12 protein-coding genes are annotated in these 12,117 nt (G+C 47.1%); 5 read left to right on the plus strand and 7 right to left on the minus strand.

Features of this window, described 5'->3' with window-relative positions:
* The first annotated feature begins 289 nt into the window (after positions 1-289).
* Complete coding sequence (locus tag ACN5NT_RS06235) at positions 290-1,009, plus strand: GntR family transcriptional regulator (RefSeq protein ID WP_419174851.1); 720 nt, start codon at positions 290-292, stop codon at positions 1,007-1,009.
* Between the two features lie 218 nt (positions 1,010-1,227).
* On the plus strand, positions 1,228-2,775 hold the full coding sequence (locus ACN5NT_RS06240) for an L-serine ammonia-lyase, iron-sulfur-dependent, subunit alpha (RefSeq protein WP_419174852.1): 1,548 nt from the start codon (positions 1,228-1,230) through the stop codon (positions 2,773-2,775).
* Positions 2,776-2,939: 164 nt separating this feature from the next.
* Here the strand turns inward: ACN5NT_RS06240 and ACN5NT_RS06245 are convergent, their stop codons facing one another.
* Positions 2,940-3,278: a hypothetical protein gene (locus tag ACN5NT_RS06245; protein WP_419174853.1), complete on the minus strand. Its 339-nt coding sequence runs from the start codon at positions 3,276-3,278 to the stop codon at positions 2,940-2,942.
* Between the two features lie 411 nt (positions 3,279-3,689).
* On the opposite strand from ACN5NT_RS06245, the gene ACN5NT_RS06250 reads away from it, so the two are divergent.
* The 3 genes from ACN5NT_RS06250 (at position 3,690) to ACN5NT_RS06260 (ending at position 7,128) form a co-directional block, all read left to right on the plus strand.
* On the plus strand, positions 3,690-5,138 hold the full coding sequence (locus ACN5NT_RS06250) for an ATP-binding protein (protein ID WP_419174854.1): 1,449 nt from the start codon (positions 3,690-3,692) through the stop codon (positions 5,136-5,138).
* Positions 5,139-5,230: 92 nt separating this feature from the next.
* Positions 5,231-5,758 carry a hypothetical protein gene (locus tag ACN5NT_RS06255; RefSeq protein WP_419174855.1) on the plus strand — a complete coding sequence of 176 codons (528 nt, stop codon included), beginning with the start codon at positions 5,231-5,233 and terminating at the stop codon, positions 5,756-5,758.
* Positions 5,755-7,128 (plus strand): sigma-54-dependent transcriptional regulator, encoded by a 1,374-nt coding sequence (locus ACN5NT_RS06260; protein ID WP_419174856.1) that lies wholly within the window; start codon positions 5,755-5,757, stop codon positions 7,126-7,128. The genes ACN5NT_RS06255 and ACN5NT_RS06260 overlap by 4 nt, the downstream gene beginning before the upstream one ends.
* 39 nt (positions 7,129-7,167) lie before the next feature.
* On the opposite strand, the gene ACN5NT_RS06265 is transcribed toward ACN5NT_RS06260, so the two are convergent.
* The 6 genes from ACN5NT_RS06265 to bioA are packed head-to-tail and all read right to left on the minus strand — an operon-like array spanning position 7,168 to position 12,114.
* Positions 7,168-7,386: a hypothetical protein gene (locus tag ACN5NT_RS06265; protein ID WP_419174857.1), complete on the minus strand. Its 219-nt coding sequence runs from the start codon at positions 7,384-7,386 to the stop codon at positions 7,168-7,170.
* Between the two features lie 36 nt (positions 7,387-7,422).
* A complete protein-coding gene (bioD, locus tag ACN5NT_RS06270) occupies positions 7,423-8,127 on the minus strand; it encodes a dethiobiotin synthase (protein WP_419174858.1) in 705 nt (234 codons plus the stop codon).
* On the minus strand, positions 8,124-8,915 hold the full coding sequence (locus ACN5NT_RS06275; protein WP_419174859.1) for a methyltransferase domain-containing protein: 792 nt from the start codon (positions 8,913-8,915) through the stop codon (positions 8,124-8,126). The genes bioD and ACN5NT_RS06275 overlap by 4 nt, the downstream gene beginning before the upstream one ends.
* A gap of 26 nt (positions 8,916-8,941) precedes the next feature.
* Entirely contained in the window at positions 8,942-9,625 is a 684-nt protein-coding gene (locus tag ACN5NT_RS06280; protein WP_419174860.1) for a DUF452 family protein, read from the minus strand.
* Entirely contained in the window at positions 9,622-10,824 is a 1,203-nt protein-coding gene (locus ACN5NT_RS06285; RefSeq protein WP_419174861.1) for an aminotransferase class I/II-fold pyridoxal phosphate-dependent enzyme, read from the minus strand. The genes ACN5NT_RS06280 and ACN5NT_RS06285 overlap by 4 nt, the downstream gene beginning before the upstream one ends.
* A complete protein-coding gene (gene bioA / locus ACN5NT_RS06290) occupies positions 10,825-12,114 on the minus strand; it encodes an adenosylmethionine--8-amino-7-oxononanoate transaminase (protein WP_419174862.1) in 1,290 nt (429 codons plus the stop codon).
* Positions 12,115-12,117 lie beyond the last annotated feature (3 nt).

Consider the following 12,117-nt stretch of genomic DNA (forward strand, 5'->3'; position numbering starts at 1 on the left):
ACAGAAGAACAACATCTTACCAGTTCGACTCAAGACTTCTGAACTGAATTCAACTTGAAGTCAGTCACTAATTTTGCTGTAATCACTTGCTATTAGAATCGACCTTCAAATCCCAACATTATTGTTGCCAACATCCCTGCCTGTGCTCCCCGCCGTTTTGTGTTGACACCGTGTCGACATGCTGTACATTGATCCGCTTTTGCAGCTATAAGTCGTTAAATCAACCTATGATCCAGACAGATTTCAAAACACTTTGTGTGCTTGAGTGAACAGAAAGAACAGAAATGTGATGACAGAATCAGCTCCCCAAAATGGAAATCAGCCAAAAAAACGTGTTCGAGGAGAAAGAGGTCTTCAAATTTATCAGAACCTCAGGAGAGAGATACTCACTCTAGCTCTAAGGCCCGGCAAACCGCTGGACGAGACGAAACTTGCATCCAAATACAACACCTCCAGATCACCTGTTCGAGAGGCCTTGATCAGGCTTTCAGGAGAAGGTCTGGTTTTGACCCTCCCCAATCGTTCAACTCTGGTTGCACCATTTGATCTGCTCCTTATCCCCAAATACCTCGATGCCCTGAGTCTGCTTCAACGCACCACGCACTATCTGGCTGCGATTCAGAGAAATACGGGACAACTGGAAGAGATAAAAAAGGCGCAATCGCATTTTCTCGAAACTTTAGGCCAAAACGATACCTCTACCATTGAAGCCAACATGGAGTTTCATCTTTCCATCAGTGTGGCGTCCTGCAATCCATATTTCACCACTGCCTATAAGCGCCTATTAAACGAAGGAATGCGGATGCACCACATGCACTTGGAATATATAGGGTGGGAATTGGAGGAGAAGGAAATTTCTGAACATCAGGAACTTATCGACGCAATTGAAGGCAAAGACGCTCTTCGGGCTGAAAAACTTGCACAAAGCCATGCCGAAAAGTTTGATCACCGTTTTATTCGCTTTCTTTCCCAAAAGCTTTCTGAGCATATTCAGATAAATACCCATTAATCCGCTGTTACATGCTCGTTTAGCGTTGGTTTCTTCAAATAGTAAGATCGCCTTACTGGGGCACTGGTTGTGCTCCTGCCCTTCTTTCCATAAGGATTCAACCCTGTGGAACTTACCCAACGCAGTGGTTGTTGAATAATTTTCTATTACCTGATTACTATAGATAGATTACTGATTAATTTTCCTGATCATCAATTGCAATGAGGAGTATCCAGAGAATGCATATCCCAAGCATACTGAACGATGTCATAGGACCTGTTATGCGTGGCCCTTCGAGTTCACACAGTGCTGCGGCAGTGCGCATTGGCCAAATTGGCAAAGAGCTGATGGGCGGAGAACTCGACAAAGTGACTGTTCGTTTTGACCTGTCCGGCTCTCTACCAACTACTTACATTTCACAAGGTTCTGACATGGGGCTCTGTGGCGGTTTATTAGGTTTTACAGCCGATGATACTCGCCTTGTCAATTATAAAGAAGAGTTACAAAAATCAGGATTGACCATCACATATATCAACGACAACTTCGGCGATCCGCATCCCAACACTTACAACCTCAGCCTTCGAAATGGGAAGGAACAGCACCACATGGTGGCGATATCTCTAGGTGGAGGGATGATTGAATTAATAGCTATCGACGACGTGCCGATATCCTTTTACGGCGATAGCCACGCTATCGTTATCTGGACCGATTCAGCTGATTCAGAATTGCTGGAATTGTTAAACGACGCCAATGTAGAGCACATTACCGGCAATAACAGTGATGAGACTATCTGCTTTGCCCGACAGGAAACACCTTTTGACGGTGTATTCCTCGAAAAACTTTCCAGTTTGAGCTGTGTCTCAAAGGTCAGGCCACTTTCTCCGGTTCTGCCTATTCTCACCTCCCCGAAAACGTCTGTACCTTTTGCCAGCGCTCTTGAACTTTCAGGTTATGCGGATAAACATGGAATAACCGATCTTGCCGACCTGGCACTTCATTATGAATCGCAACGCGGCAACGTCAGTCAGGAAGACGTTCTTGCCCAAATGACTGATATTGTCGAAATACTCGAAAAATCAATTCAAAGCGGTTTGCAGGGTACCGATTATGAAGACAGAATACTTGGCTACCAATCAGGCATGTATCTCAAATGTGAAGCTGCAGGCACCTTGCTGGATCTCGGAGTGCTCAACCGGGTCATACCGTATGTTACAGCTTTAATGGAAGTTAAAAGTTCACTCGGAGTTATAGTCGCTGCACCCACTGCCGGCTCCTGCGGTGGGCTGCCAGGAACAGTTATAGCTGCTGCAGACTCTATGAATCTGGACAGACATGCAAAAGTCAGGGCACTCCTTGCGGCTGGTGCCATAGGAGTACTTGTTGCGACCAAGAGCACATTCTCTGCCGAAATTTGTGGCTGCCAGGCTGAGTGCGGCGTCTCCTCCGGCATGATCGCTGCAGCAATGGTGTCAATGATGGGGGGGAACTACAATACCTCCCTCGCCGCTGCCTCCATTGCCCTGCAAAACAGTTTTGGCATGGTCTGCGATCCTGTTGCCAACCGTGTGGAAGTTCCATGCCTTGGCAAAAATATACTTGCGGCCAGCAATGGGCTTTCTGCAGCCAACATAGCCCTGGCAGGATTTGACCATGTCGTTGATTTTGATGATGTCGTACAAACAATGGATGCTGTTGGCCGGGCAATCCCTCATGAATTGCGCTGTACAGGGTTAGGAGGGCTGTCGCTCACCCCAGTATCCCAAAAACTCGATCAGAGGTTAAACTGATAACATCAGTGAGAAATGTACCTTCCTGCTAATGGATTAGGTCTTTTTCAAAAAAAAAGAGGCCATCCTTTCAAGGATGGCCTCTTTACCCCAGGTGACCGTTAAGTCAAAATGCGCATGCGGAACCTACCGCACCCGCAAATAGAGTTTACCGCTCAAGCGGTTCACTCTTGTACTTCTGCTTTTGCTACATAAATAATCCGTTCCTCCTCATTTTTCTTAACCACACCGGTTAGATTAACCTTTTTTCCTACTATCTCGTCCAGACTGAGACCTCTGATGCGAAATGCACCTTCTGCGGTCTCCAGGAATAGTGAATCACCAATTTTGCCAACCACACCAGTCAAAGTTTTCTGAATTCGCTGAAGACTGGATTCAAAGACCACCACAGAATTTTCAGTCATACTCCGCACCGACTGAGCATGTAGTGGCGCGGCAGTCAGGATGACTGCAGTGCAGACAAACAATGCCTTTACTACTGCTTGTATTTGAATATTTTCCACTATCTCCGCTCCGACTTTTTGCTGGCTGTTTCACTATAATTCCCGGTTATCTTTATGCCCTTTTGCAAATTTCATTCACAGGCTTTGCAATCTCATAACCCTGTAGCAAATTGCATGCCATCATCTCATGTCTAGAAATTTCAATAGTTTGCTCAACGGACACCATTCACTGACTGCAGATAACGTGCAAATCTCGCCCCCTGGTGTGCAATTTCAAGTATCTGTGGCAGGACCTTATTCAATTGAAGACTGCATAACTGTAAAACAACTTCAGTGATGTTGTTTTACAGATGCTCTTTGCTCGCTTTCAACTCCCGTACCTGTTAAATTCCTCGTCTACTATCGCCAAAACACCTGCATATTGCGTATCAAGATATCAGCACTGTTTTATTTCTGTCATATGAGGTCCACTTGAAAACCGTATTGCCAAGAATCCCTATCACAGCCAGGCTTGCCATTCTATTGCTGATTTTCGTACTGATTTTCTACGGCACCATTGTCCATGTTTTTCTACATATCCGACATATGGCAACCCTCTCGGAGGAAATAGTACGCATCAACAATGTGGTATCCATCCAGTCTAAAATTCTGATTGAGGACTTGCTTGAAATGGATTCCAACGCCAAAAAGTTCAATCTGCTAAATCGCGAAATGTACAGGGAATACTTTGAATCCGCCCGTACCACATTCGACAGCAGCCTGCTCACCATCAGTCAACTTTCTTCGCTTGGCTACAAAGCCCCAGCTCCTTTTGTCGACTTTCTCGAGGAGTATGCGGAGCACGTCAATGTCATGGGTTTTGCCAGCCTTGAACATCCTGAGACTATCGCCTGGATAGATGAAGACACCCTGAATGGCTGGTTATCACTCTTAGTGCAGCTCCGTGATCTGAATCAGGATCATATTTCAGAGTCAATGACCGTAATTCACGATCGTACTCTCCAGGCCACAAGAAACGGAATGATATGTTTTGGAATAGCTGTTATTACAGCTTTTTTTGCTGTAATATTTCTTTCTAAATCAATTCTTATCCCTCTGGGACAGCTGACTGAAGGATTGAAAACACTTTCAAAGGGAGATTTCTCAAAGCGGCTTAAGGTTACATCGAAAGATGAATTTCAAGATCTCGCTACTGCCTACAATGAAATGAGTCTCGAACTCCACGAACAGGAAAGTCTTCGCTCCGATTTTATTGCTACACTCAGCCATGAAATTCGCACACCTCTCTCCACTATACAAGAGTCTGTGAGTATGATGCATGATGAGATACTTGGGAAAATCAATGAAAAGCAGAGGAAGTTTCTGGCTATTGCGGAATCTGAACTTATTCGAATTACAGAACTTCTACACCATCTTATGGATGTCTCCAGGCTTGATGCCCTTCATGGCCAAGGCAACAAGGAGGAGATAGACCTCATGCCTCTCGTTGCAAAATGTGCCGCCAGCGTTACCTCTGCCGCCGACAAGAATGGAATCACCATTGATCATGATTTTGCCAGCAAGTCAGATATCATTTTGGCAAATCGAAAAGAGCTGCAACAAGTTTTTATTAATATTATTAGCAATGCTGTTAAATTTTCCCCTCAGGGTGGTCATATTCGCATTGCTATTCTCAAAAAGTCAAAATCAGGGTATGTTCACGTGGGCGTATCAGATGAAGGCCCCGGTATCGCAGAAGAAGAAATCCCATTGATATTCAACAGATACTATCGAAGTAAGATTGTTCGCAAGCACATGGACGGTATGGGTCTTGGTCTCTACATATCTAAAAAGATTATCGATGCGCTCGGGGGGACAATTGTCGTAACCAACAATTCCGGCAATGGCTGCACTTTCTCAGTTACCCTGCCAGTGCAATAATTGAACAACTGAGCCTTAATCATACTGTCAGCATGGTATTGTCAGAAATTAGAGCCACATATACAAAACTTATCAATTTTCACGAGCGGACTATGAGATTATATACTTATATTTTTTTCGTCATATTGCTGCCTCTCATGCTCTCAGGTTGCGGCTCCGTGCCCTTGATGCATCACCTGAACCCTGATTCTCATCAGATCAAATTAGGTGAGAAGGCCTTTGCAGCAGGAAAGTACCAGGAAGCGGAAAAAATATTTTCCGAGGTCTATGACGGTAATAGCACCAAAGAGGCAAAGAACACCGCGCTCTACTATCTCGCCAGTACCCGGATCATTACTGCTCAAAACACCAGTCAATTCATGTCGGCGGTGGGGCTTCTCGAAGAATGGAAAACCAGTTATCCCAAACTCATGTACGGTGAAGACCCAGATGTTTTGAAAAAAGCCCTGGAAGTTGGCTCCAAAAATATGGCCGGCCAGCAACAGTCACTGCGGCGGACTGTCGCAAATCAGAAAATGCAGATCGGTGAGTTACAGGAAGACGTTAAAACCCTGCAGCATCAGATTTCACAGCTTGAAGCCATCGACCAGCAAATCCAGGAAAAGAGAAAACCACTATGAGCAGTACCAAATACACCCTGCTACTTGTCGATGACGACACCAATATCCTCGAAGTACTCGATGCACGATTCAGTGCTGCGGGTTTTCGCACCCATAAGGCCACAAATGGCCAGACAGCCCTGGCATTACTGACCAGCGAACAGATCGATCTCGTTATATCCGACGTAAAAATGCCGAGCATGAGCGGTATAGAACTATATGCAGAGATGCAGCAAAAGTCCCCGGGATTGCCGGTGATTTTTCTCACTGCATTCGGAAATATCCCTGAAGCAGTGACCGCTGTTCAATCCGGCGCCCTGGATTATCTTACCAAACCTTTTGACGGCAAAACTCTGGTTCAAAAAGTAAAAGATTTCTTCGCAGCAGGAAAAACTGTCCCATCACATACCGGTACTAATGATGTGGAGGAAGGCAGTGCTGGCTTTATCTGGGGTTCCAGTAAGCCTATGGTCGCAATCAAAGAAATGGTTTCCCGCGTAGCGTCCAGCGATGTCAATACACTGATATTAGGTGAGAGCGGTGTTGGCAAGGAGTGCATTGCAAAGGCTATTCATGACGCCAGCCCCAGAAGAAACGGCCCACTCATTGTCGTGGACTGTGGCTCAACCCCACCCGGCATTCTTGAAAGTGAACTCTTTGGCCATACCAAAGGTGCCTTCACTAACGCTATACAGGACAAAACCGGCCTCATTGAAGCGGCTGAGGGTGGCACCCTTTTTCTTGATGAAATCGGCAATATCTCATCTGAAATGCAGCATAGACTACTCAGATTTCTCGAAGACAGGAAAATTCGCAGGGTTGGCGCGATTGACGAAAAGCAGATTGACTGCAGAGTTCTGGCTGCAACAAATGCGGATTTAACTGCTGATATCGAAGAGGGCAAATTCAGGCAGGATCTCTATTACAGATTAAGGGTAGTAACACTCAATCTGCCCCCCCTGCGAGAACGTCGACAGGATATTCCCAGGCTTGCCAAAATGTTCGTTCAACGCCACTGCAACACTTATAACATTCCTGTAGTCCATATCCCTGATTCAACCATGGACTGGCTTGAGCAACTCGATTGGCCGGGCAATGTGCGCGAACTGAAAAACGCGCTTGAAGCCGGTGTAGTGCTCTGTCGAAACAATACTCTACTGCCTGAAGATTTCCAGCTCGAGCAACCGACGTCAAAATCACGCAAAGAGGATTCGGCACCTGATCAGGGCAGTGAATTCTCACTGGAGAACAGTGAGCGGGAAGCTATAATCAGGGCCCTGCGTCAAACTAACGGGGTACAAAAAAGTGCAGCAGAACTTTTGGATATCAGCAGGAGATCTATCCATTACAAGCTTAAAAAATACGACATCCAGCCCTCAGATTATAAATAGCAGAGGGCTGGGTACGCTGATGCAAAAGGGATCAACAGGTTATTGTTGATCTTCCTGCTTATTTTCCAGCTGCTTTTTCACCCAGCCAGCCCTTATGTAATATTGCTGTCCCGCTGTTAACCAGCTGGCACAGACATCCTCATGCCCCATGATCGGATAATCAGGCGACAATGTTTTATCAATACGACAAATCCCCTCTACAGTATCTTTGGGACGAAAATGACGACAAGTGAGGCAACGTTTCACCAAATGCTTCATACTCTCTTACTATCCTAATATTGAAAAATTATCGTATCACCCGGCCAGACAGAGTGTCGAAAATGGCAGACAGGCACCTGGTGCCTCATAGTTTTCAACCCCGTACATCTCAATAAGTGGGCAGTTAAAACCATATTTCCGCAAATTACTTGAGATCATGTCCAGGGAATCCTCTGCGATCCGTAAATCGCTGTCATCGTGGCGGTTATAAACCACACCGGACAATGACATGCTCCTGTTATGCAAAGCCTCCAGAGAAGCAAGTGTATGATTGAGAGAGCCAAGCCGTGAACTGCTTACCAGAATCACAGGTACCTTTTCTTCGGAAAAATAATCAATCAAGGTAACCTCTTCTGTCAGCGGAACAAATAAGCCTCCAGCTCCCTCAAGCAAAACAAACTGATAATGCATAGATAGCTCCCTCGCGTCACGAGTTATCTTCTTCGGGTCAATGCTCCTTTTGGCAAGCCGTGCAGCAAGATGCGGTGAACATGGAACAGGAAAGAGGTAGGAGCATGTCTTTCCGTCAAGGTCCACTTGCTGCCTGGGGAGACCCATTATGTTTCGATGTGCCACGATATCCTCACTCACATCGTCACAGCCTGTTTGTACAGCCTTGTGGGTTATAACTGATCTCCCGGCCTCCAATAAACCTCTGCCAATCAGACCAGTTGCTATTGTCTTGCCTATATCAGTGTCTATACCTGTGATTGCTATAATTTTGCCTGGTTCTTTTGTCATGAAAGCTTTCTCGCGATTACCGTGATGGCTGCGTAATCCACCGGTACTCCATTAGCAGCACCAAAACGGGAACAGTACTCGGTTTCAAATGCCCTGAGTTTAGAAGGAGTCCAGCGAAAACCACAGACTCCTCCAACCCCGGTATTCTTTATATGGCGCAGTACTTCCCGCGGTGAATCCAGATATATACGGTGGTGAGACGTGTCAATGAGTTCTATAGTGAACAGTCGACTGACAATAGCATGGATGCTGTTCTCATCCGGGTAGTTCAACCCGACCCCGGTGAGTTGCTGTACCTGGCTCATGGTACCGGGACCAAACATGCTGAAGGCAAAAAAACCACCTTCTGCCAACGTCGCTTCAAGCCTGGTAAAACAGGCCGCCAGATCTTTCAACCACTGATATGTTGATGAAGAAATTACCAGGTCAAGAGATTGTGGGAGCGGCACTGACTCGATATCACCGGGCAAGGCAATGGCTTCTTCCACCTGTGCGCCTATTCTCTCGGCGGTCATAGAGCAACACTCTTCAACCAGGTCATTCACCCAGATTTTTCTGATATCGAAGGAATCGCAAAGCATAGCGGTAGTGGAACCGGTGCAACAACCGACTTCCAGAACACGATTCTGTCTGAGGTCACTGAAAGAGGTGAGCTGATCAACCAGGTTCTGTCCCACGACCTGCTGAACAGAGGCATTTTTTTCATAGCTTGGAATACTTCGTTTGAAATAGCTGCAGATTCGCTCTGCATTTCCAACCCCAGCTCCTGTTTCTATATCAGCACGCATAGAAATCCATCACGACCTTGCCGTTCTCATTTATTTGGTAATTGAAGTAATTCAGACCAGCTTTGTTTCTGGTAGAAGGGAAAATGGCCACCATCGAGCAGCTGCACATCACTTCCCCAGAAATTCAGTTGGTTTTCGGTCACCATTATTTTATCTTTTCTAGACACCCACGCTTCATCAAAAAAACTCTCTTCTGCCAAACTACAGCTGACGCTATCCAGATACCAATCCAACTCCTGTCGTTGATCTTCAACAGAACGCGCAGGCTCATTTGCGGTGAATCGGTCTGTCAGCTGTTTTTCACCACACATGCGGCGGTAAAACTTTTTTCTGGCCGGGTCTGACCAGTTCAAGGCAGTAGCAGAGAATATTTTTCGGGAAATTCCATAACTATCGTGGATTGGGCAGAGCGTGCCATTGACAGCGATTTTTCTCTGAAAAATAGTAGAATAGCCGTTAAACAAAGTATGTGCGGCCCAGACCCCCATAGACCAGGCGAGCAACACACGCTCCCGGTAATGCTCTACCGGGCCCATCTCCAATAAAATGTCCCTTCTGTCCTGGCCGGAAACTTTTGTGAAATCTGAAAGAACGAGTACATCAATACCTTCTGCGAGCAAAGGAGCAAAAGGCCGCTCATCCATCCCCCAACCATTCCAGAAGACCAGCAGTCGATCCGCCCCCTGCCTGGCCAGCCAGTTCCATTTCATCTTTCGCTACCAGCCCGGTGCAAGGGGCCAACGGCTTTCGCTATCCTGGCTGCCAATGGGGCAAGATCAGTCCATTGCATATCTGCAGTCAACGAAAGCCTGAAACGCGCCGTTCCTTCGGGAACAGTTGGAGGCCGGACCGGAAATATCAGATAGCCGTCCTCCTGCAAGCTATTCGCTGCGGAAACGGTGGCTTTGTTCTCACCTATTACTACCGGTACGATATTGGTGCTCCCGGCTGTGCGCAGCCCGTACTCCAGTAGGCTTTCCCGGAGTCGGACACTCAACTCAATCAAATGCTTACGCTCATTGCCCATCTGCTGAATCAGTCTGAATACGTAAAGGTTCCAGCTGGCGATAACCGGTGGCAGCGCCGTTGTGAAAATTAACGACCTGCTGGTATTTACAAGATAATCGTGGATTTCAGCATTCGAGAGTACAAAAGCACCCATGGAGGCACAGGCTTTACCAAAAGGCCCGACAAGCAGATCAATTTTATCAAGAACGCCAAATTCCTGAGCTTTCCCTAGCCCTGTCTGCCCCCAGACTCCCACTGCATGAGCCTCATCCAGATAGAGCAGACAATCATACTTCTCCTTAATTCGTACCAGCTCTGAGAGATCTGCAACATCTCCATCCATGCTGAATACGGACTCGGTAATGATGACAACCCGCTGATAGGTGTCACGATGCTGCTGAATCAACTTCTCAAGGTGGGTGTAGTCACAGTGCCTGTATCGCTTGTAAGTGGCCCTGCACAGGCGAATACCATCATGGATGGAGGCATGATTAAGCTTATCGGTGAGGATAAGGTCATGTTTACCTAGTAGAGCGGGAAGAATGCCGATATTAGCATGGTAACCGGAGTTGAAGAAGAGCGCTGCCTCGAAACCGTAAGCCTCTGCAAGCTCCTTTTCCAGTAGATGCATTTGCTCACAGTCACCGCTTAAAAGCCTCGATGAGGTAGAACCCAGACGGAAATTTTCAAGGGAATTTTCCCGGTTAAGGCCACTGTAAAAGAATTCGACATGCTCTCTGTTGCCCGCAATTCCCAGATAGTCGTTGGAAGAGAGGTTCAACAAAGCGCGATCAGCTGTTACATTCAACCGGCAACCGTCTCTGCCGGAAAGAGGTTTAAGCTGCCTGAACCTGCCTGACGCTCTCAACCCATCAAGTATGTCTGAATAGCCGAGATCCATCTATTCATTCCCCAGTGCAACAACATCACAAATCGTTTCAGTCAGTTCAGCCAGGTCGGTATCAGAAATTATATATGGCGGCATCACATAGACCAGTTTTCCAAAAGGACGAACCCATACACCTCTGTCGGTAAATTCTACCTGAATTCTGGCCATATCCACCGGCTGTTTCAGTTCAACCACGCCAATTGCACCAAGAACCCTGACATCCTCTACCTGAGAGTAATCCGCACATGGAGCCAGTCCACGTGTCAGGCCTGAGGCTATTCGCTCAATATTTTTCCGCCAGTCTGAATTCAGCAGCAGCTGCAGAGAAGTAACTGCAACACTGCAGGCAAGTGGATTGCCCATAAAGGTTGGCCCGTGCATAAAAACACCAGGCGCAGCTTCGGATATGGTCACCCCGATACGTTCCGTGGCCAGTACCGCCGCCAACGTCATATAACCGCCGGTCAATGCTTTGCCAAGACACATGATATCCGGGCTGATTCCTGCATGATCACAGCCAAAAAGCTCTCCGGTTCGACCAAACCCCGTGGCGATTTCGTCGGCGATCAGCAGTACATCATACTTGTCGCAAAGGGTACGCACAGCTCGCAGATATTCGGGGTGATAAAAGTACATGCCCCCAGCACCCTGTACGATAGGCTCAAGAATTACCGCACCAAGTTGATCGCAGTTATCGGCTATCAGTTCTGCAAACGGTTGTATATCTTCAGGATACCAATCCTGCCCGAATCTGCAGGTAGGCCGCTCGGCAAACAAATATTCAGGCAGCACACCTGAATAGATATTATGCATTCCGGTTACCGGGTCACAGACGGACATGGCATGGAAGGTATCACCATGATACCCTCCCCTGATCGTGAGAAATCTGTTTTTATTTTTCCTGCCCCGGGCATACTGATATTGCATGGCCATTTTCATAGCCACCTCTACAGCGACAGAGCCGGAATCACATAAGAATACCTTCTCAAGCCCCGCCGGAGAATGCTCTACCAGCAATCGGCACAGATCTACCGCCGGCTTATGAGTAAGCCCACCAAACATCACGTGGGAAAACTTTGCAGCCTGCTCCTGAATCGTTCTGGTCAACTCGGGATGAGAATAACCATGAATGACGCACCACCACGAGGCCATGCCGTCAATCAGTTCTCTGCCGTCAGCCAGGCGGAGGCGGACGCCGGACGCCGACTCAACCGCATACACCGGAAGTGGATCTGTTATGGAAGTATACGGATGCCAGAGATGTTTTCGATCGAACTCAAGGAGTTGCTGCAAATCTTTCACAAT

It is taken from the genome of Desulfosediminicola sp., assembly GCF_048381775.1.
Classification (GTDB): domain Bacteria; phylum Desulfobacterota; class Desulfobulbia; order Desulfobulbales; family Desulfocapsaceae; genus Desulfopila; species Desulfopila ganghwensis.

Coding starts and splice junctions, on each gene's coding strand:
- ACN5NT_RS06235 (WP_419174851.1), top strand. CDS start 290: ATGACAGAATCAGCTCCCCAAAATGGAAATCAGCCAAAAAAACGTGTT.
- ACN5NT_RS06240 (WP_419174852.1), top strand. CDS start 1,228: ATGCATATCCCAAGCATACTGAACGATGTCATAGGACCTGTTATGCGT.
- ACN5NT_RS06255 (WP_419174855.1), top strand. CDS start 5,231: ATGAGATTATATACTTATATTTTTTTCGTCATATTGCTGCCTCTCATG.
- ACN5NT_RS06260 (WP_419174856.1), top strand. CDS start 5,755: ATGAGCAGTACCAAATACACCCTGCTACTTGTCGATGACGACACCAAT.
- ACN5NT_RS06265 (WP_419174857.1), bottom strand. CDS start 7,386: ATGAAGCATTTGGTGAAACGTTGCCTCACTTGTCGTCATTTTCGTCCC.
- bioD (WP_419174858.1), bottom strand. CDS start 8,127: ATGACAAAAGAACCAGGCAAAATTATAGCAATCACAGGTATAGACACT.
- ACN5NT_RS06275 (WP_419174859.1), bottom strand. CDS start 8,915: ATGCGTGCTGATATAGAAACAGGAGCTGGGGTTGGAAATGCAGAGCGA.
- ACN5NT_RS06280 (WP_419174860.1), bottom strand. CDS start 9,625: ATGAAATGGAACTGGCTGGCCAGGCAGGGGGCGGATCGACTGCTGGTC.
- ACN5NT_RS06285 (WP_419174861.1), bottom strand. CDS start 10,824: ATGGATCTCGGCTATTCAGACATACTTGATGGGTTGAGAGCGTCAGGC.